Source organism: Streptomyces sp. QH1-20 (genome assembly GCF_041283565.1).
Taxonomy (GTDB): domain Bacteria; phylum Actinomycetota; class Actinomycetes; order Streptomycetales; family Streptomycetaceae; genus Streptomyces; species Streptomyces syringius.
In genome coordinates, this window is record NZ_CP166299.1 from 5,434,196 (window position 1) to 5,453,545 (window position 19,350).

19 protein-coding genes are annotated in these 19,350 nt (G+C 69.4%); all 19 read left to right on the plus strand.

Translation table 11 applies throughout. The features are described 5' to 3' along the window. Window positions 1–159: 159 nt before the first annotated feature. The gene (gene rho / locus AB8O64_RS24805) at window positions 160–2,235 is read left to right on the plus strand and encodes a transcription termination factor Rho (protein WP_370421493.1); all 2,076 of its coding nucleotides are present in this window, start codon (window positions 160–162) and stop codon (window positions 2,233–2,235) included. Window positions 2,236–2,629: 394 nt separating this feature from the next. Continuing rightward, window positions 2,630–3,817 carry an LCP family protein gene (locus tag AB8O64_RS24810; protein ID WP_370421495.1) on the plus strand — a complete coding sequence of 396 codons (1,188 nt, stop codon included), beginning with the start codon at window positions 2,630–2,632 and terminating at the stop codon, window positions 3,815–3,817. A 251-nt stretch (window positions 3,818–4,068) separates the two neighbouring features. Then, on the plus strand, window positions 4,069–4,290 hold the full coding sequence (gene rpmE, locus AB8O64_RS24815) for a 50S ribosomal protein L31 (protein ID WP_087926259.1): 222 nt from the start codon (window positions 4,069–4,071) through the stop codon (window positions 4,288–4,290). 103 nt (window positions 4,291–4,393) lie between these two features. Continuing rightward, window positions 4,394–5,473 carry a peptide chain release factor 1 gene (gene prfA / locus AB8O64_RS24820; RefSeq protein ID WP_130879929.1) on the plus strand — a complete coding sequence of 360 codons (1,080 nt, stop codon included), beginning with the start codon at window positions 4,394–4,396 and terminating at the stop codon, window positions 5,471–5,473. 122 nt (window positions 5,474–5,595) lie between these two features. Continuing rightward, a complete protein-coding gene (gene prmC / locus AB8O64_RS24825; protein WP_362209975.1) occupies window positions 5,596–6,441 on the plus strand; it encodes a peptide chain release factor N(5)-glutamine methyltransferase in 846 nt (281 codons plus the stop codon). A gap of 40 nt (window positions 6,442–6,481) precedes the next feature. Further along, a complete protein-coding gene (locus AB8O64_RS24830) occupies window positions 6,482–7,129 on the plus strand; it encodes an L-threonylcarbamoyladenylate synthase (RefSeq protein ID WP_130879931.1) in 648 nt (215 codons plus the stop codon). Continuing rightward, a complete protein-coding gene (locus tag AB8O64_RS24835) occupies window positions 7,126–7,797 on the plus strand; it encodes a protein-tyrosine-phosphatase (protein WP_370421497.1) in 672 nt (223 codons plus the stop codon). The genes AB8O64_RS24830 and AB8O64_RS24835 overlap by 4 nt, the downstream gene beginning before the upstream one ends. Before the next feature lie 100 nt (window positions 7,798–7,897). Beyond that, window positions 7,898–9,193: a serine hydroxymethyltransferase gene (gene glyA, locus AB8O64_RS24840; RefSeq protein ID WP_370421499.1), complete on the plus strand. Its 1,296-nt coding sequence runs from the start codon at window positions 7,898–7,900 to the stop codon at window positions 9,191–9,193. Window positions 9,194–9,305: 112 nt separating this feature from the next. Then, on the plus strand, window positions 9,306–10,625 hold the full coding sequence (locus tag AB8O64_RS24845; RefSeq protein WP_370421500.1) for an MraY family glycosyltransferase: 1,320 nt from the start codon (window positions 9,306–9,308) through the stop codon (window positions 10,623–10,625). A gap of 295 nt (window positions 10,626–10,920) precedes the next feature. Continuing rightward, entirely contained in the window at window positions 10,921–11,358 is a 438-nt protein-coding gene (locus AB8O64_RS24850; protein ID WP_356453976.1) for a hypothetical protein, read from the plus strand. Between the two features lie 279 nt (window positions 11,359–11,637). After that, the gene (gene atpB, locus AB8O64_RS24855; RefSeq protein ID WP_130880319.1) at window positions 11,638–12,432 is read left to right on the plus strand and encodes a F0F1 ATP synthase subunit A; all 795 of its coding nucleotides are present in this window, start codon (window positions 11,638–11,640) and stop codon (window positions 12,430–12,432) included. Window positions 12,433–12,508: 76 nt separating this feature from the next. Next, window positions 12,509–12,760, plus strand: coding sequence for an ATP synthase F0 subunit C (gene atpE / locus AB8O64_RS24860; protein WP_087926250.1), 252 nt, complete (start codon window positions 12,509–12,511; stop codon window positions 12,758–12,760). A 41-nt stretch (window positions 12,761–12,801) separates the two neighbouring features. Next, window positions 12,802–13,365 (plus strand): F0F1 ATP synthase subunit B, encoded by a 564-nt coding sequence (locus tag AB8O64_RS24865; protein ID WP_130879935.1) that lies wholly within the window; start codon window positions 12,802–12,804, stop codon window positions 13,363–13,365. Next, window positions 13,362–14,177, plus strand: a complete 816-nt coding sequence (locus AB8O64_RS24870; protein WP_370421503.1) for a F0F1 ATP synthase subunit delta — start codon at window positions 13,362–13,364, stop codon at window positions 14,175–14,177. Before AB8O64_RS24865 ends, AB8O64_RS24870 begins: the two co-directional genes overlap by 4 nt. A 115-nt stretch (window positions 14,178–14,292) precedes the next feature. After that, window positions 14,293–15,885, plus strand: a complete 1,593-nt coding sequence (atpA, locus tag AB8O64_RS24875) for a F0F1 ATP synthase subunit alpha (RefSeq protein WP_130879937.1) — start codon at window positions 14,293–14,295, stop codon at window positions 15,883–15,885. A gap of 23 nt (window positions 15,886–15,908) precedes the next feature. Continuing rightward, the gene (locus AB8O64_RS24880) at window positions 15,909–16,826 is read left to right on the plus strand and encodes a F0F1 ATP synthase subunit gamma (RefSeq protein ID WP_365212328.1); all 918 of its coding nucleotides are present in this window, start codon (window positions 15,909–15,911) and stop codon (window positions 16,824–16,826) included. A gap of 5 nt (window positions 16,827–16,831) precedes the next feature. Then, window positions 16,832–18,274, plus strand: a complete 1,443-nt coding sequence (gene atpD, locus AB8O64_RS24885) for a F0F1 ATP synthase subunit beta (RefSeq protein ID WP_130879939.1) — start codon at window positions 16,832–16,834, stop codon at window positions 18,272–18,274. A gap of 128 nt (window positions 18,275–18,402) precedes the next feature. Then, window positions 18,403–18,777: a F0F1 ATP synthase subunit epsilon gene (locus AB8O64_RS24890; RefSeq protein WP_130879940.1), complete on the plus strand. Its 375-nt coding sequence runs from the start codon at window positions 18,403–18,405 to the stop codon at window positions 18,775–18,777. Window positions 18,778–18,897: 120 nt separating this feature from the next. Further along, window positions 18,898–19,347, plus strand: a complete 450-nt coding sequence (locus AB8O64_RS24895) for a DUF2550 domain-containing protein (RefSeq protein WP_130879941.1) — start codon at window positions 18,898–18,900, stop codon at window positions 19,345–19,347. Window positions 19,348–19,350: the final 3 nt, after the last annotated feature.

Below are 19,350 nucleotides of genomic sequence, written 5' to 3' on the forward strand. Positions count from 1 at the left end.
CTTCACTGATTCCTTCACGCCGAAACCAATGAACCTGATTCTTCCGCCGTACCGGCGGACCACCGCCCAGGCCCGGTCCGCATACCAGGACCGCAGCCGGACAGCACAACCGGTCGCCGAGCCAGACAGGCCGACGCCCGCTCCAGGGAAGGACCCTTCGTGAGCGACACCACCGATCTGATGGGCGTGAACGCCGCCGGCACTGCGGGCAGTGACGCCGGCAATGCCTCCGCGCCCGCCACGGACGCTCCCGCCGCGCCTGCCACCGGTGCCTCTACCGCCCCCAAGCGGCGCCGCTCGGGCACCGGCCTCGACGGCATGGTCCTGGCCGAGCTCCAGCAGGTTGCCTCCGGCCTCGGCATCAAGGGCACCGCGCGGATGCGCAAAGGCCAGCTGATCGAGGTCATCAAGGAGAAGCAGGCCGGCTCCGCCGCGTCCGCCAAGGCCGCCGAGGCGGCCCCCGCGGAGGCCAAGCCGAAGCGCCGTGCGACCTCCAAGGCCCGTACGGGTGAGGCGGCCGCCGAGAAGCCCGCCGAGAAGGCCGCTGCCCAGCAGCAGATCGAGATCCCGGGCCAGCCGAGCAGCGACGAGCAGCCGGCCGGCGAGCGCCGTCGCCGTCGTGCGACCGCGCCCTCGGGCAGCCCCGAGACGGCCACCGAGACCAAGACCGAGGTCAAGGTCGAGGAGCGCGCCGAGGCCAAGGCCGAGACGGCCGTGGACACCGCCGAGGGCAAGGCCGCCAAGAGCGGCGAGCGCCAGGAGCGCGGCGAGCGTGCCGGCAAGGGCGACCGCCGTGAGCGCGGCGAGCGTGCCGAGCGCGGCCAGCGCGGTGAGCGTGACCGTGGCGAGCGCGGCGAGCGTGACCGCGACCGCCGTGGCAACCGCGACGGCGCCGGCCAGGCCGGCGGCGACCGCCAGGACCGTCAGCAGCAGCGCGACAACCGCGGCCCGCAGGGCGGCGGCCAGGGCGGCCCGCAGGACGACGACGACTTCGAGGGCGGCCGTCGTGGCCGTCGCGGCCGCTACCGCGACCGCCGTGGCCGTCGGGGTCGGGACGAGGGCTTCGGCAATGAGCCGCAGGTCTCCGACGACGACGTCCTGATCCCCGTCGCGGGCATCCTCGACATCCTCGACAACTACGCGTTCATCCGGACCTCCGGTTACCTCCCGGGTCCGAACGACGTCTATGTCTCCCTCGCCCAGGTCCGTAAGAACGGCCTGCGCAAGGGTGACCACGTCACCGGTGCGGTCCGGCAGCCGAAGGACGGCGAGCGGCGCGAGAAGTTCAACGCCCTCGTCCGCCTCGACTCGGTGAACGGCATGGCGCCCGAAACCGGCCGTGGCCGCCCGGAGTTCGGCAAGCTCACCCCGCTCTACCCGCAGGACCGCCTGCGGTTGGAGACGGACCCGGGCGTGCTGACGACCCGGATCATCGACCTGGTCGCGCCGATCGGCAAGGGCCAGCGCGGTCTGATCGTGGCCCCGCCGAAGACCGGCAAGACCATGATCATGCAGGCGATCGCCAACGCGATCACCACGAACAACCCCGAGTGCCACCTGATGGTCGTCCTGGTCGACGAGCGTCCGGAAGAGGTCACCGACATGCAGCGGTCGGTCAAGGGCGAGGTCATCTCCTCGACCTTCGACCGCCCGGCCGAGGACCACACCACCGTCGCCGAGCTGGCCATCGAGCGCGCCAAGCGTCTCGTCGAGCTGGGTCACGACGTGGTCGTCCTGCTGGACTCGATCACCCGTCTGGGCCGTGCCTACAACCTGGCCGCCCCGGCCTCGGGCCGCATCCTGTCCGGTGGTGTCGACTCGACCGCGCTCTACCCGCCGAAGAAGTTCTTCGGTGCCGCGCGCAACATCGAGGACGGCGGCTCGCTGACCATCCTGGCCACCGCGCTCGTCGAGACCGGCTCGCGCATGGACGAGGTGATCTTCGAGGAGTTCAAGGGCACCGGCAACATGGAGCTCAAGCTCGACCGGAAGCTCGCCGACAAGCGCATCTTCCCGGCCGTGGACGTCGACCCGTCCGGTACCCGCAAGGAGGAGATCCTCCTGGGTGCCGATGAGTTGGCGATCGTCTGGAAGCTCCGCCGGGTGCTGCACGCGCTCGACTCGCAGCAGGCCATCGAGCTGCTTCTCGACAAGATGAAGCAGACGAAGTCCAACGCCGAGTTCCTGATGCAGATCGCGAAGACCACGCCCTCCTCGGGCAACGGCAACGACTGATCTTCGCTGACGCACGACGCGTCACCCACGCATCACCACGACCGCCCCGCCACTTGTGTGGCGGGGCGGTCGTGTGTCCGGCGCCGGCACCGGACGCCCGTGCCGTGTCGCAGTCGTGATCATCCCGAGTCCGCCTCGTGACCGGCTGAGATTTGCACCACAGCGCCGCCGTCCGACATTGGCTTGAACTTTTGCCTCTTTCTGGCCGAAATCGCAGGTGGGCGGGGTCGTGGCCGGTTCGCGCGAGGGCGGTGGCCCGCGCTCTTTCTAAGAAGGTCCTCAGAAACCGCTGTGCAACCCTGGCGCAGGCTCTCCCGTCTGACCGGATGACGGGACACCATGCCTGACCAAGGCGGCAGGGGGTAGCCGGAGAGCAGCGGAGGACTGAGGACGTATGGCTGACGACAGCAAGGGCACGAGGGCGGGATCGCGCCGTCGGCGTGCCGGCGGGTCACGCGGCCGGCGCCGTAAGCCTCCGGCCCGTCGTAAGGGCTGGCGAATAGCCGCCTGGGCCCTCGCGGGGGTCATTCTGCTCGGAGGTGGCGGCCTCGGGTTCCTCTACTTCAAGTTCAACGGCAATCTGCACGGCGTCGACATCAACGCGGCGCTGGGCAAGAACCGTCCCAAGGACGTCGACAACGGCTCGCAGGACATCCTCGTCCTCGGCTCCGACTCCCGGGCCGGTGCCAACGCCAAGTACGGCACGGACGAGGGCAGCGCCCGCTCCGACACCGCGATGATCCTGCACGTCTACGAGGGCCACAAGAAGGCCAGCGTCGTCAGCATCCCGCGCGACACCATCGTCTCCCGCCCCGAGTGCAAGACGTCGGAAGGCAGGACGAGCCCGGCCGTGAAGCGCGCGCAGTTCAACGAGGCGTACTCGATCGGCGGCCCGGCCTGCGCGGTCGCGACCGTCGAGAGCATGACCGGCATCCGCATGGACCACTTCGTGGAGGTCGACTTCGCCGGCTTCCAGAAGATGATCGACAAGCTGGGCGGGGTGGAGGTCACCACCGCCAAGCCCATCCACGACAAGTGGAGCCACCTCGACCTCGCCGCGGGCACCCACACCCTCAACGGCGAGAAGTCCCTCGCGCTCGTCCGTACCCGCAAGGGCGTCGGCGACGGCAGCGACCTCGGCCGGATCAAGCTCCAGCAGACGTTCATCAAGGCGCTGCTGGACCAGATCAAGTCGGTGGGCCTCTTCACCAGCCCCACCAAGCTCTACGGTCTCGCCGACACGGCCACCAAGGCCGTCACCACCGACCGGGAGCTGGCCTCGCTCGACAAGCTGATGAGCTTCGCCAACGGGCTCAAGAGCATCGAGTCGAACGACATGCACATGGTCACGCTGCCGGTGACGTACGACCCCCGGGACCCCAACCGGGTGGTGCCGCTCGAGGCCGAGTCCGCCGAGGTCTGGGACGCGCTCCGCGCCGACCGGGAGATACCGCAGTCCGCGCTCAAGGACGGCGCGGGCACGAAGACCGACGCGGACAACGCCGTCAAGCAGGTCTCGGCCGGCAAGGGCGCCGACGGGAAGGCCGAGAAGGAAGCCGCCGAGAAGAGCCCCGTCAAGTAGCCGGTCGGCCAGGTGGTAATCGGCCGCGTGGGCCGTAGTGGCCCCCCTGCTGGCCGCCACCGCGGCTCCCACCTGCGCCTTTTCCCCCGGGCCGGCTCCCGGCCCCCGGCCGGGACATCGGGGGAATACCTGGCCGCCACCCCACGTTTTGGGGGATACGGCCAGTACTGGCAAACTGGTACGTCGGCCCCGGTTCACGTAAGGCAATCCCGCCTCTGCGACCCGGTGCCCTCCCGAACCTAGGAGATCCCTTGAAGCGCGACATCCACCCGGATTACGTCGAGACCCAGGTCAGCTGCACCTGTGGCGCCTCGTTCACCACCCGTAGCACCGTCGCGGACGGCACCATCCGTGCCGACGTGTGCTCCGAGTGCCACCCGTTCTACACGGGCAAGCAGAAGATCCTCGACACCGGTGGCCGCGTGGCGCGGTTCGAGGCCCGCTTCGGCAAGGCCGCCGCTGCCAAGAAGTAGCGACCCGCAGGCGCCGGTTCTCGGTCGCCCTTCGCGCGCGAGGGGTGACCGGACCGGCGCTTTGTCGTCCAGCAGGCCCGTCACTTCCAGCTAGGGAAACTTGATGTTCGAGGCAGTCGAGGAACTGATCGGTGAGCACGCCGACCTCGAGAAGCGGCTCGCCGACCCCGCCGTGCACGCGGACCAGGCCAACGCCCGCAAGCTCAACAAGCGCTACGCCGAGCTGACCCCGATCGTCGGGACCTACCGCTCCTGGAAGCAGGCCGGCGAGGACATCGAGACCGCGCGCGAGTTCGCCGCCGACGACCCGGACTTCGCCGCCGAGGTCAAGGTGATCGAGAAGCAGCGCGAGGCGCTCACCGAGAAGCTGCGCCTGCTGCTCGTCCCGCGCGACCCCAGCGACGACAAGGACGTCATCCTCGAGGTCAAGGCGGGTGCGGGCGGCGACGAGTCGGCGCTCTTCGCCGGCGACCTGCTGCGGATGTATCTGCGCTACGCCGAGCGCGTCGGCTGGAAGACCGAGATCATCGACGCCACCGAGTCCGAGCTGGGCGGCTACAAGGACGTCCAGGTCGCGGTGAAGACCAAGGGCGGCAACGGCGCCACCGAGCCCGGCCAGGGCGTCTGGGCGCGGCTGAAGTACGAGGGCGGAGTGCACCGCGTGCAGCGCGTGCCCGCCACCGAGTCCCAGGGCCGGATCCACACCTCCGCGGCCGGCGTGCTCGTCACGCCCGAGGCCGAGGAGATCGACGTCGAGATCCACGCCAACGACCTGCGGATCGACGTCTACCGCTCGTCGGGCCCCGGCGGCCAGTCCGTCAACACCACCGACTCCGCGGTCCGCATCACGCACCTGCCGACCGGCATCGTCGCCTCCTGCCAGAACGAGAAGAGCCAGCTCCAGAACAAGGAGCAGGCCATGCGCATCCTGCGTTCCCGGCTGCTCGCCGCGGCCCAGGAGGAGGCGGAGAAGAACGCCGCCGACGCCCGCCGCAGCCAGGTCCGCACGGTGGACCGCTCCGAGAAGATCCGTACGTACAACTTCCCGGAAAACCGCATCTCCGACCACCGCGTCGGATTCAAGGCGTACAACTTGGACCAGGTGCTCGACGGCGAGCTGGATCCGGTCATCCAGGCGTGCGTCGACGCCGACTCGGCCGCCAAACTGGCTGACGCCGGCTGACCGACTGAGACAATGCCCCAATGCGGCGTGCGACGCGTCCGCGGTCGCCGGGCGGGCTCGACCCATCGAGCCCGTACGACGGACCCGGACAGCCGCCGCGACGAAAGCGCGAGAGGATCAACGTGAACCTGCTGCTCGCCGAGGTGGCGCAAGCCACCCAGCGGTTGGCCGACGCCGGCGTACCTTCTCCGCGCTTCGACGCGGAGGAGCTGGCCGCGTTCGTGCACGGCGTCAAGCGGGGTGAGCTGCACAACGTGGCCGACGCCGACTTCGACGCCCGCTACTGGGAGGCGGTCGCCCGCCGCGAGGCCCGGGAGCCGCTCCAGCACATCACCGGCCGCGCCTTCTTCCGTTACCTCGAACTCCAGGTGGGCCCCGGAGTCTTCGTGCCCCGCCCCGAGACCGAGTCGGTCGTCGGCTGGGCCATAGACGCCGTACGGGCCATGGACGTCGTGGAGCCCCTGATCGTCGACCTGTGCACCGGCTCCGGGGCCATCGCCCTGGCCCTCGCGCAGGAGGTGCCGCGCTCCCGTGTGCACGCCGTGGAGCTGGACGAGGGCGCCCTCGGCTGGGCCCGCAAGAACGTCGAGGGCTCCCGGGTGTCCCTGCACCACGGCGACGCGCTGACCGCGCTGCCGGAGCTGGACGGCCAGGTCGACCTCGTCATCAGCAACCCGCCGTACATCCCGCTCACCGAGTGGGAGTTCGTGGCGCCCGAGGCCCGCGACCACGACCCGCAGCTCGCGCTGTTCTCCGGCGAGGACGGCCTCGACACCATCCGCGGCATCGAGCGCACCGCCCACCGGCTGCTGCGCCCGGGCGGCGTCGTCGTCATCGAGCACGCCGACACCCAGGGCGGCCAGGTGCCGTGGATCTTCACCGAGGAGAAGGGCTGGGCGGACGCTGCCGACCACCCCGACCTCAACAACCGCCCGCGCTTCGCGACGGCCCGTAGGGCGACGGCGTGAGCGGGGCAACGGCACCTAACCGCTTCGCGAAGGAGATGTGATGGCACGGCGATACGACTGCAGCGACGCGACCGACCGCAAGACCGGTCTGCGCGAAGCCGCCGCCGCGGTCCGCCGCGGCGAGCTGGTCGTGCTGCCCACCGACACCGTCTACGGCATCGGTGCGGACGCCTTCAGCCGCGAGGCCGTCGGCGACCTCCTGGAGGCCAAGGGGCGTGGCCGTGGCATGCCCACGCCCGTACTCGTCGGTTCTCCGAACACCCTGCACGGGCTGGTCACGGACTTCTCCGAGCAGGCCTGGGAGCTGGTCGACGCCTTCTGGCCCGGCGCGCTCACCCTGGTCGCCAACCACCAGCCGTCGCTGACGTGGGACCTGGGCGAGACGCACGGCACCGTCGCCGTGCGGATGCCGCTGCACCCCGTCGCCATCGAGCTGCTCACCGAGTTCGGCCCGATGGCCGTCTCCAGCGCCAACCTCACGGGCCACCCGGCCCCGCAGGACTGCGACTCCGCGCAGGAGATGCTCGGCGACTCCGTCTCGGTCTACCTCGACGGTGGCTCCACCCCGGACAACGTGCCCTCCTCCATCGTCGACGTCACCGGCAAGGTGCCCGTGCTGCTGCGGGCCGGTGCGCTCAGCGCCGAGCAGCTGCGCGAGGTAGTCCCCGATCTCGAGGTGGCCAATTGATCGCCCCGCAGGGGCGTGGCATAGCGGGACCGGACACCCATGACCCCGGCCGGTCCGGGGTCCCCACCTTCCGCATCCTCCACGTCAGCACCGGCAACGTCTGCCGCTCGCCCATCACCGAGCGGCTGACCCGCCATGCCCTCTCCGACCGCCTCGGCGACCCCCTCACGGGCGGTCTCGTGGTGGAGAGCGCCGGCACCTGGGGCCACGAGGGAGCCCCGATGGAGGCGCACGCGGCGACCGTCCTGGCCGACCTCGGCGCCGACCCGGACGGGTTCATCGGCCGTGAGCTGCTGGACGAGCACGTCATCCGCGCCGATCTCGTGCTCACCGCGACCCGCGACCACCGCGCCCAGGTCATCTCCATGGGCCACTCCGCGGGGCTGCGGACGTTCACGCTCAAGGAGTTCACCCGGCTCGTACGGGCCATAGACCACGCGACCCTCCCGGACCCCGAGCAGGCCGGCGGGGTGGTCGACCGTGCCCGCGCCCTGGTGCAGGCCGCCGCCGCGCTGCGCGGCTGGCTGCTCGCCCCGAACGCGGAGGCCGACGAGGTCCACGACCCCTACGGCGCCCCGATCACCTTCTTCCGCTCCATCGGTGACGAGATCAACCAGGCACTCGACCCGGTCGTCACCGCGCTCACGGGGGTCCCCGCCCGGGCCTAGGGCCTGCCCTGGGCCTGTCCGGTGCGCACACCGGGCAGGCGGGCCGGCACGGGCCTACATTGGGGTGGAGACCATCGCACCGCACAGCCCGGAGCCAGCGATGACCGTCACCCCCACTCCCACCAGGGGCGCCAGCGCGGAAGGCGCCACCGGCCACCCCGCATGGGGCCCCGGCTTCGACGCGCTGCTGCGGCAGGACCCCGAGATGGCCGAAATCCTCCTGGGCGAGGCGAACCGGCAGGCCACCGGCATCCAGCTCATCGCCGCCGAGAACTTCACCTCACCCGCCGTCCTCGCCGCCCTCGGCTCCCCGCTGGCCAACAAGTACGCCGAGGGCTATCCCGGCGCCCGCCACCACGGCGGCTGCGAGCTGGTCGACGCCGCCGAGCGCACCGCCGTCGACCGCGCCAAGGATCTCTTCGGCGCCGCGCACGCCAACGTCCAGCCGCACTCCGGCACCGCCGCCGTCATGGCCGCCTACGCCGCCCTGCTGCGCCCCGGCGACACCGTCCTGGCCATGGCCCTCACCCAGGGCGGGCATCTCACCCACGGCTCACCTGCGAACTTCTCGGGCCGCTGGTACGACTTCGTCGGGTACGGGGTCCGCGAGGAGACCGGCCTGATCGACTACGCGCGGGTCCGGGCCCTGGCCCGTGAGCACCGGCCCAAGGTGATCGTCTGTGGCTCGATCTCATACCCCCGGCACCCCGACTACGCCGCCTTCCGCGACATCTGCGACGAGACGGGCGCCTATCTCGTCGTCGACGCCGCGCACCCCATCGGTCTGGTCGCCGGGGGAGCGGCGCCCAGCCCCGTGCCCTACGCGGACGTGGTGTGCGCGACCACGCACAAGGTGCTGCGCGGCCCGCGCGGCGGGCTGCTGCTGTGCGGCGCGGAGCTGGCCGACCGGATCGACCGGGCGCTGTTCCCGCTCACGCAGGGCGGTCCGCAGATGCACACCGTGGCGGCGAAGGCCGTCGCCTTCGGCGAGGCCGCGACCCCGGCGTTCACCGCGTACGCCCATCGAGTGGTGGCCAACGCCCGTGCGCTGGCCGCCGCGCTGGCCGCGGAGGGACTCACCGTGACCACGGGCGGCACCGACACCCACCTGATCACCGCCCACCTCGGGGCGCTCGCACCGGACGCCGCCGCGGCCCGTGGCCGGCTCGCGGCGGCGGGCATCGTCCTGGACACCTGCGGGCTGCCCCACGGCACCGGTCGCGGCCTGCGGCTGGGTACCGCGGCGGTCACCACCCAGGGCATGGGGGAGGCCGAGATGGGCCGTCTGGCGGCCCTCATGGGCAGCGCGTTGCGCGGGGACGGGCCGGGCGGCGCCGTCCGGGACGCGGTGCTGCGCCTGGCAGCGGACTTCCCGCCCTATCCGGCCCGTTTCTGACCCTCCGCAACCGCGGGGGCGTGGCGAACGTCTCCAGCCACATTCACAGATCGGGGGCGGACGCGAATATGGTGTGGGGCTGTGATGTCCAGCGAAAACTCTGGGGCAGCCCGTGCGTGAATATCTGCTGACGCTGTGCGTCACCGCAGCGGTCACCTATCTGCTGACGGGTCCGGTGCGGAAGTTCGCCATCGCGGCCGGGGCGATGCCGGAGATCCGCGCGCGGGACGTGCATCGCGAACCGACGCCGCGGCTCGGCGGTATCGCGATGTTCGGCGGGCTGTGCGCGGGACTGCTGGTGGCCGCGCACCTGTCGAACCTCAAGAGTGTCTTCGAGCTGTCCAACGAGCCCCGGGCGCTGCTCTCCGGGGCCGGGCTGATCTGGCTGCTCGGTGTGCTGGACGACAAGTGGGGCGTGGACGCCCTGGTCAAGCTCGGCGGGCAGATGATCGCCGCCGGTGTGATGGTGCTCCAGGGTCTGACGATCCTGTGGATCCCGGTGCCCGGTGTGGGCCCGGTCTCGCTCACGCCGATGCAGGGCACGCTGCTGACCGTCGCGCTGGTCGTCATCACCATCAACGCCGTGAACTTCGTGGACGGCCTGGACGGGCTGGCGTCGGGCATGGTCTGCATCGCCGCCGCCGCGTTCTTCATGTACACCTACCGGATCTGGTTCGGGTACGGGCTGGAGGCGGCCGCGCCCGCGACGCTGTTCGCGGCGGTCCTGATGGGCATGTGCCTGGGCTTCCTGCCGCACAACATGCACCCCGCCCGGATCTTCATGGGCGACTCCGGCTCGATGCTGATCGGCCTGGTGCTGGCGGCGGGCGCCATCTCGGTGACCGGGCAGCTCGACCCGGACGCGCTCAGTCTCTTCGTCGGTTCGGAGCGGGCGGCCGTGCACGCCACGGTGCCCGTCTACATTCCGCTGCTGCTGCCGCTCACGGTGATCGCGGTGCCGGTCGCGGACCTGCTGCTGGCCATCGTGCGCCGGACCTGGAACGGCCAGTCGCCGTTCGCCGCCGACCGCGGGCATCTGCACCACCGGCTGCTGGAGATCGGCCACTCGCACAGCCGCGCCGTATTGATCATGTATTTCTGGTCGGCGCTCATCGCCTTCGGCACCGTCGCCTATTCCGTGCACTCGGCGAGTGTCTGGATCTTGCTGGTCATCGTGGCGCTCAGCGCGGTCGGCCTGGTCCTTCTGCTGCTGCCGCGCTTCACCCCGCGCGCCCCCCGCTGGGCCGAGGCCTTCGTGCCGCCGCGCTACCGCCGCCGTAAGTCGGTCGTGGTGGCTCTGGCAGGAGGGACGGGCGAGGGCGCGGGCATCGGGGAGCAGCGCGAGCCCGTTCCGGCGGGGCTGCACGGGGCGACGGCCATCGGCGACCGGTCGCGCTTCCCGCACACCAGGAAGATCAGCAGCCACCGCTGACCCGTCCGGGGCAGGGAGTGCCCCGGACGGAAGCAGGGTTTCGCGGGGGCTTTTAGCAGAGAAATATGTGGCCCGTCAGCCCTGCAACCAGCACATTCACCCTTGTGTGTGAGGGCCAGCACACGATGTAGGTAAAGACCTCATCAAATAGTTTGTGATACCGTTCACTAAACCCGGTGCTAGAGCCGAAGGACCGTAGTGCGGCGGCCCTTCGTCGCGAGTCACGTCTCACTCCCGGGGATACGCTCGTCCACGACGAATCGTTGCTTCCGACCTCTCGCCGGAGAAACCCTTCATGCAGTCCAACGACGCTCGAACACTCCTGCGCTGCGCCGTCCCGACCGCCCTCGCCGGTGTGGTCGCTGTCGCCGTCAGCGGTGTCCTCGCCGGTGGCAAGGGTGCGATCGGCGCCGCCGTCGGCACAGCCGTCGCGGGTGGCGTCATGGCCCTGGGTCTCTATGTGCTCCAGCGCACCGCGAAGTCGTTCCCGCACTTGTTCCAGGCCATGGGTCTGGTGCTGTACGTGACCCAGTTCCTGATCTCCGCCGTCGTGCTGGCGGTCTTCCGGGACACCTCGCTTTTCAACACCCGGGCCTTCGCCTTCGCCCTGCTCGCCGCCGTCCTCGTGTGGACGGCGGCCCAGACGCGTGCCTACATGAAGGCCAAGATCCTTTATGTGGAACCGGAATCCTCCGAGGCGAAGAAGTCCGCGCCCGCAGGGTCTCCGTCGTGACCGGTAGGGCCGCCATAAAGGTGCCGGTGCTCACCTGCTATCGTCCGGTGCCATCTGAGGCACAGTGGGCGCAGGCAGCTGAACTCCCGAGTATCCCGGGACGGAATCGGCGGTCCATGCAGCTGATGCCGCTTACGCCGACCGGTCCCGCACCGGTCACCTGCCCCCCCATCCGCAAGACCAGTCCAGTGCCGTTCCGCGGCTGTGCGCCGCGCCGACACAACGAGGTTGCCGTACCTATGCGCCACGCTGAAGGAGCTCGCGGTGAGTGCTGAACAGATGCTCGCCTTCGAGACCGATTGCCACATCTTCGATGGGTGCGGCTTCCCAGCCCCAGGCCTTCACTCGTTCTTGTTTGAACCGATCTTCAGCATCGGTGGCTTCGACTTCAACAAGCCGATGCTGCTGGCCGTGCTGGGCACGTTCCTGATCATCGGTTTCTTCTGGGCGGCGTTCGGCCGGGCGAAGGTGGTCCCGGGCAAGCTGCAGATGGTCGGTGAGGCGGGTTACGACTTCGTACGCCGCGGCATCGTCTACGAGGCGCTCGGCAAGAAGGAGGGCGAGAAGTACGTCCCCTTCATGGTCTCGCTGTTCTTCTTCGTCTGGATCATGAACCTCTGGTCGATCATTCCGGTCGCCCAGTTCCCCGTGACCTCGATCATCGCCTTCCCGGCGGCGCTCGCGCTGATCGTCTACGTCCTGTGGATGTACCTGACGTTCAAGAAGCACGGCTTCGTCGGCGGTCTGAAGAACATCACCGGCTACGACAAGTCGCTCGGTGGCGTCCTCCCGCTCGCGGTGACCCTGGAGTTCTTCTCGAACGTGCTGGTCAGGCCGTTCACCCACGCGGTGCGACTCTTCGCCAACATGTTCGCCGGTCACCTGCTGATCCTGATGTTCACCATCGCCAGCTGGTACCTGCTGAACGGCATCGGCATCGCCTACGCGGGTGTCTCGTTCGTGATGACCATCGTGATGACCGCCTTCGAGCTGTTCATCCAGGCCGTCCAGGCGTACGTCTTCGTGCTGCTGGCCACCAACTACGTCCAGGGCGCGCTCGCCGAGCACCACTGAGTGCCCTCGCCTCCCAGTCCAACAATCGTCCGGTGGCCAACCCCCACCGGTCCGTGAAAGAGAAGGAAGAACGAGCATGTCTGCTGCTCTCCAGACCATCGCCGCTGGTGTCGAGATCAAGGGCAACCTCGGCTCGATCGGCTACGGCCTCGCCGCGATCGGCCCCGGCGTCGGCGTCGGCATCGTCTTCGGTAACGGCACCCAGGCGCTGGCCCGTCAGCCCGAGGCCGCCGGCCTGATCCGCGCCAACCAGATCCTCGGCTTCGCCTTCTGTGAGGCGCTCGCCCTGATCGGCCTGGTCATGCCGTTCGTCTACCCGTCTGCCTGATCACGGTCCGACGACCACTGTTTTCGACGGAAGGCATTGATGTGAAAGCCCTGCTCTTGGCGAGCGAGGGGGAAGTGGAAGCTCCCCTCCTGCCGCCGATCCCAGAGCTCGTCATCGGTCTGATCGCCTTCGCCATCGTCTTCTTCTTCCTGGCCAAGAAGCTCTCTCCGAAGATCAACAAGGTTCTCGAAGAGCGCCGCGAGGCCATCGAAGGCGGCCTGGAGAAGGCCGAGGCCGCGCAGGCCGAGGCTCAGCAGGTGCTCGACGACTACCGGGCACAGCTCGCCGACGCCCGCCACGAGGCCGCGCGTCTGCGCCAGGAGGCGCAGGAGCAGGGCGTCGCGATGATCGCCGAGATGCGGTCCGAGGGTCAGCGTCAGCGCGAGGAGATCATCGCGGCCGGCCACGCCCAGATCGAGGCCGACCGCAAGTCCGCAGCGGCTTCGCTGCGACAGGACGTGGGCCAGCTGGCCGGCGACCTGGCGGCCAAGCTCGTGGGTGAGTCCCTCAAGGACGCCACCCGGCAGAGCCGGACCATCGACCGCTTCCTCGACGAACTCGAGAACAAGTCGGCCGGTGCGGCGAAGGCAGAGGTGACCCGATGAGCGGAGCGAGCCGCGAGGCCCTGGCCTCCGCACGCGAGAGCCTCGACGCGCTGGCGGACAACACGTCCGTGGACGCGGCGAAGCTCGCCGAGGAGCTTGCCGCCGTCACCGCGCTGCTCGACCGCGAGGTGTCGCTGCGTCGGGTCCTGACCGACCCGGCGCAGTCCGGCGAGGCCAAGGCCGAGCTTGCCCGGCGGCTGCTGGGCGGCCAGGTGGGCGGCGAGACCGCCGATCTGGTGGCCGGCATGGTCCGCTCCCGCTGGTCGCGTTCGCGTGACCTCGTGGACGCGATCGAGGAGCTGGCCGACAGCGCCGACTTCATCGCGGCGCAGCGGACCGGTGTCCTGGACGACGTCGAGGACGAGCTGTTCCGCTTCGGCCGGATCGTCACCTCGAACGCCGAGCTGCGGTCGGCGCTGACCGACAAGGTCGCGAGCCGTTCGGCCAAGGCCGAGCTGCTGCACAGCCTGCTGGGCGGCCGGGCCAACCCGGCCACCGAGCGTCTGGTGATCCGACTCGTCACGCACCCGCGTGGACGTAGCCTGGAGTCGGGGCTCACCGCCCTCTCCAAGCTGGCCGCCGACCGCCGGGACCGGATGGTCGCGGAGGTCAGGTCCGCGGTGCCGCTGAACGATCAGCAGAAGCAGCGCCTCGGTGAGGCGCTCGCCAAGCTGTACGGACGGCGTGTCCACCTCAACCTGGACGTGGACCCCGAGGTTCTCGGTGGTGTCCAGGTGCGGATCGGTGACGAGGTCATCAACGGCACCATCGCGGACCGGCTCGCCGAGGCGAGCCGCCGGATGGCCGGCTGACAGCCACCAACTCAAGAGCATGACTGACGGCCCGAGTTGGGCCGACGGTGTCCTCTGGAGGGCTTCCTCCAGAGAAGAAATACTTCGGGCCCAACAAGGAGAGCAGGGAACCCAGATGGCGGAGCTCACGATCCGGCCGGAGGAGATCCGGGACGCGCTGGAGAACTTTGTCCAGGCGTACAAGCCGGACGCGGCCTCGCGCGAGGAGGTCGGTACGGTCAGCGTTGCCGGCGACGGCATCGCGAAGGTCGAGGGTCTTCCCTCGGCCATGGCGAACGAGCTGCTGCGGTTCGAGGACGGAACCCTCGGTCTCGCCCTCAACCTCGAGGAGCGCGAGATCGGTGCGGTCGTCCTCGGCGAGTTCAGCGGCATCGAGGAGGGCCAGCCGGTGCAGCGCACCGGTGAGGTGCTCTCCGTCGCGGTAGGCGAGGGTTACCTCGGCCGCGTCGTCGACCCGCTGGGCAACCCGATCGACGGCCTCGGCGAGATCGCGACCGAAGGTCGCCGCGCCCTGGAGCTGCAGGCTCCTGGCGTCATGGTCCGCAAGTCGGTGCACGAGCCGATGCAGACCGGCCTCAAGGCCGTCGACGCGATGGTGCCGATCGGCCGTGGCCAGCGTCAGCTGATCATCGGTGACCGTCAGACCGGCAAGACCGCGCTGGCCGTCGACACGATCATCAACCAGCGCGACAACTGGCGCTCCGGCGACCCGAAGAAGCAGGTCCGCTGCATCTACGTCGCCATCGGCCAGAAGGGCTCCACCATCGCGTCCGTGCGCGGTGCGCTGGAGGAGGCCGGCGCCCTCGAGTACACGACGATCGTCGCGGCTCCGGCGTCCGACCCGGCCGGCTTCAAGTACCTCGCCCCGTACACCGGCTCGGCCATCGGTCAGCACTGGATGTACCAGGGCAAGCACGTCCTGATCGTCTTCGACGACCTGTCGAAGCAGGCCGACGCCTACCGCGCCGTGTCCCTGCTGCTGCGCCGCCCGCCGGGCCGTGAGGCCTACCCGGGTGACGTCTTCTACCTGCACTCGCGTCTGCTGGAGCGCTGCGCCAAGCTCTCCGACGACATGGGCGCCGGTTCGATGACGGGTCTGCCGATCGTCGAGACCAAGGCGAACGACGTGTCGGCGTTCATCCCGACCAACGTCATCTCCATCACCGACGGCCAGTGCTTCCTGGAGTCCGACCTGTTCAACGCGGGCCAGCGCCCGGCGCTGAACGTCGGTATCTCGGTCTCCCGCGTCGGTGGCTCGGCCCAGCACAAGGCCATGAAGCAGGTCTCCGGCCGACTCCGTGTCGACCTCGCCCAGTACCGCGAGCTGGAGGCGTTCGCCGCCTTCGGTTCCGACCTGGACGCGGCCTCGAAGTCGCAGCTGGAGCGCGGTAAGCGCATGGTCGAGCTGCTGAAGCAGGGCCAGTACGCCCCGTACTCGGTCGAGAACCAGGTCGTCTCCGTCTGGGCCGGCACCACCGGCAAGATGGACGACGTGCCGGTCGAGGACATCCAGCGCTTCGAGCGCGAGATGCTCGACTACCTGGGCCGCGAGCACAAGGGCCTGATGGACAGCATTGTCGAGGGCGGCAAGATGTCCGACGACACCCTCCAGGCGCTCGCCGACGCCATCGCCACCTTCAAGAAGCAGTTCGAGACCTCGGACGGCAAGCTTCTCGGTGACGACGCCACGGCCGGCTCCGCGAAGTGACGACGACGGAAGGGACCTGATCCATGGGAGCCCAGCTCCGGGTCTACAAGCGTCGCATCCGCTCCGTCACCGCGACCAAGAAGATCACCAAGGCGATGGAGATGATCGCCGCCTCGCGCATCGTCAAGGCGCAGCGCCAGGTGGCGGCATCGACGCCGTACGCGAGTGAGCTCACCCGCGCGGTGACGGCGGTTGCCACCGGCTCGAACACCAAGCACGCCCTCACCACCGAGGTCGAGAACCCCGTCCGCGCCGCGGTGCTGCTCGTCACGAGCGACCGCGGTCTGGCCGGCGGCTACTCCTCCAACGCCATCAAGGCCGCGGACAAGCTCACCGAGCGCCTGCGCTCGGAGGGCAAGGACGTCGTGACGTACATCATCGGCCGCAAGGGCGTGGCGTACTACGGCTTCCGGGAGCGGCCGGTGGCCGAGTCGTGGACCGGCTTCACCGACAGCCCGACCTACGCGGACGCCAAGAAGGTCGCGGGTCCGCTCATCGAGGCGGTCCAGCGGGACACCGCCGAGGGCGGCGTCGACGAGCTGCACATCGTCTTCACCGAGTTCGTCTCGATGATGACGCAGTCGCCGGTCGAGAAGCGGCTGCTGCCGCTCAGCCTCGACGTGACGGACCAGGCCGAGGAGGCGGGCAAGGGCAAGATCCTTCCGCTCTTCGACTTCGAGCCGTCGGCCGAGGGTGTCCTCGACGCGCTGCTGCCGCGGTACGTCGAGAGCCGGATCTACAACGCGCTGCTGCAGTCGGCTGCCTCCGAGCACGCCGCCCGCCGTCGTGCGATGAAGTCGGCGACCGACAACGCCGGCGAACTCATCAAGTCGCTCTCGCGGCTTGCGAACGCGGCCCGCCAGGCCGAAATCACCCAGGAAATCAGCGAGATCGTCGGTGGCTCCAGTGCCCTGGCCGACGCGAACGCGGGGAGTGACTGACCACTATGACCACGACTGTTGAAACCGCTGCGGCCACCGGCCGCGTCGCGCGGGTCATCGGCCCGGTCGTCGACGTGGAGTTCCCCGTCGACGCGATGCCGGAGATCTACAACGCGCTGCACGTCCAGGTCGCCGACCCGGCCGAGGACGGCAAGCTCAAGACGCTGACCCTCGAGGTCGCCCAGCACCTGGGTGACGGCCTGGTCCGCGCCATCTCCATGCAGCCCACCGACGGTCTGGTCCGCCAGGCCGCGGTGACCGACACCGGCGCGGGCATCACCGTGCCCGTCGGTGACGTCACCAAGGGCAAGGTGTTCAACACCCTCGGCGAGATCCTGAACGTGGACCCGTCCACGGTCGAGGTCACCGAGCGCTGGCCGATCCACCGCAAGGCCCCGAACTTCGACCAGCTCGAGTCGAAGACCGAGATGTTCGAGACCGGCGTCAAGGTCATCGACCTGCTGACCCCGTACGTCAAGGGCGGCAAGATCGGTCTGTTCGGTGGTGCCGGTGTCGGCAAGACCGTGCTGATCCAGGAAATGATCTACCGCGTGGCCAACAACCACGACGGTGTGTCGGTGTTCGCCGGTGTCGGTGAGCGCACTCGTGAGGGCAACGACCTCATCGAGGAAATGACCGACTCGGGCGTCATCGACAAGACGGCGCTCGTCTTCGGCCAGATGGACGAGCCCCCGGGCACCCGTCTGCGCGTCGCCCTGGCCGGTCTGACCATGGCGGAGTACTTCCGCGATGTGCAGAAGCAGGACGTGCTCTTCTTCATCGACAACATCTTCCGGTACACCCAGGCCGGTTCCGAGGTGTCCACCCTGCTCGGCCGTATGCCGTCCGCGGTGGGTTACCAGCCGAACCTGGCGGACGAGATGGGTCTGCTGCAGGAGCGCATCACCTCGACGCGTGGTCACTCGATCACGTCGATGCAGGCGATCTACGTCCCCGCGGACGACCTGACCGACCCGGCCCCGGCCACGACCTTCGCGCACCTCGACGCGACGACCGTGCTGTCGCGTCCGATCTCGGAGAAGGGCATCTACCCGGCGGTCGACCCGCTGGACTCGACGTCCCGCATCCTGGACCCGCGCTACATCGCGCAGGAGCACTACGACGCCGCCATGCGCGTCAAGACGATCCTGCAGAAGTACAAGGACCTCCAGGACATCATCGCGATCCTCGGTATCGACGAGCTGGGCGAGGAGGACAAGCTCGTTGTCCACCGTGCCCGTCGCGTCGAGCGCTTCCTGTCGCAGAACACCCACGTGGCGAAGCAGTTCACCGGCGTGGACGGTTCGGACGTGCCGCTGGACGAGTCGATCGCCGCGTTCAACGCGATCTGCGACGGCGACTACGACCACTTCCCCGAGCAGGCGTTCTTCATGTGCGGTGGCCTCGAGGACCTCAAGGCCAACGCCAAGGAGCTGGGCGTCTCCTGATCCACGGGCTCGTCGAGCCCTGTGATCAGCGGTCCGGGGGCGGGGCTCTCCCGCCCCCGGACCGTACGTCCCCTATTCTTTGACCCAACACCTGTCAGACCCGGCAGGTGGAGACCCGAGGAGCCACGTTGGCTGCTGAGCTGCACGTCGAGCTGGTCGCGGCGGACCGAAGCGTCTGGTCCGGCGAGGCCACTCTGGTCATCGCGCGTACCACATCGGGCGACATCGGCGTCATGCCCGGCCACCAGCCGCTGCTCGGTGTGCTGGAGTCCGGCCCGGTGACGATCAAGACCGCGGACGGCAATGTCGTCGCAGCGGTGCACGGTGGATTCATCTCGTTCGCGGACGACAAGCTCTCGCTGCTCGCCGAGGTCGCGGAGCTGGCCGACGAGATCGACGTCCAGCGCGCGGAGCGGGCGCTGGAGCGCGCGAAGGCCGAGGCCGACGCGCACGCCGAGCGTCGTGCGGATGTCCGGCTGCGTTCGGTCACGGGCGTTCACTGAACCCCGCGACTCACTGAGTTCGTCCCTCAGCCGCGGACCGCACTGGAGTTCTCCAGGGCGGTCCGCGGCTGAGGCAATACAGGTGCGGTTGCTCTAGATGATGCGAGGAGGTCGGTGGAGATGGTCCTCGCTCTGCTCGTGAGCGGCATCGTCGTCTTGCTGGTTTTGGTGGGACTCTTCGTCTTCGGGCTGCGCAGACGGCTCATCCAGCGGTCGGGGGGAACCTTCGACTGCAGCCTGCGCTGGAACGTCCCCGAGGACGACCCGGAGCCGGCGGGCAAGGGGTGGGTGTACGGCGTAGCGCGGTACAACGGTGACCGGATCGAGTGGTTCCGGGTCTTCTCGTACGCGTACCGGCCCCGTCGGGTCCTGGAGCGTGCCTCGATCGAGGTGCTGGAGCGGCGTACGCCGCAGGGCGAGGAGGAGCTGGCCCTGCTGTCCGACGCCGTCGTCCTGGTCTGTATGCACCGCGGTACGCGACTGGAGCTGGCGATGAGCGAGGACGCCCTGACGGGCTTCCTGGCGTGGCTGGAGGCGGCGCCTCCCGGCCAGCGGGTCAACGTGGCGTAGTCG

Excerpts from the sequence above, each read along its gene's own strand:
- AB8O64_RS24880 (WP_365212328.1), top strand. The coding sequence starts at position 15,909 with ATGGGAGCCCAGCTCCGGGTCTACAAGCGTCGCATCCGCTCCGTCACC.
- atpD (WP_130879939.1), top strand. The coding sequence starts at position 16,832 with ATGACCACGACTGTTGAAACCGCTGCGGCCACCGGCCGCGTCGCGCGG.
- prfA (WP_130879929.1), top strand. The coding sequence starts at position 4,394 with ATGTTCGAGGCAGTCGAGGAACTGATCGGTGAGCACGCCGACCTCGAG.
- atpA (WP_130879937.1), top strand. The coding sequence starts at position 14,293 with ATGGCGGAGCTCACGATCCGGCCGGAGGAGATCCGGGACGCGCTGGAG.
- glyA (WP_370421499.1), top strand. The coding sequence starts at position 7,898 with ATGACCGTCACCCCCACTCCCACCAGGGGCGCCAGCGCGGAAGGCGCC.
- AB8O64_RS24870 (WP_370421503.1), top strand. The coding sequence starts at position 13,362 with ATGAGCGGAGCGAGCCGCGAGGCCCTGGCCTCCGCACGCGAGAGCCTC.
- atpE (WP_087926250.1), top strand. The coding sequence starts at position 12,509 with ATGTCTGCTGCTCTCCAGACCATCGCCGCTGGTGTCGAGATCAAGGGC.
- AB8O64_RS24895 (WP_130879941.1), top strand. The coding sequence starts at position 18,898 with ATGGTCCTCGCTCTGCTCGTGAGCGGCATCGTCGTCTTGCTGGTTTTG.
- AB8O64_RS24850 (WP_356453976.1), top strand. The coding sequence starts at position 10,921 with ATGCAGTCCAACGACGCTCGAACACTCCTGCGCTGCGCCGTCCCGACC.
- AB8O64_RS24810 (WP_370421495.1), top strand. The coding sequence starts at position 2,630 with ATGGCTGACGACAGCAAGGGCACGAGGGCGGGATCGCGCCGTCGGCGT.
- AB8O64_RS24830 (WP_130879931.1), top strand. The coding sequence starts at position 6,482 with ATGGCACGGCGATACGACTGCAGCGACGCGACCGACCGCAAGACCGGT.
- atpB (WP_130880319.1), top strand. The coding sequence starts at position 11,638 with ATGCTCGCCTTCGAGACCGATTGCCACATCTTCGATGGGTGCGGCTTC.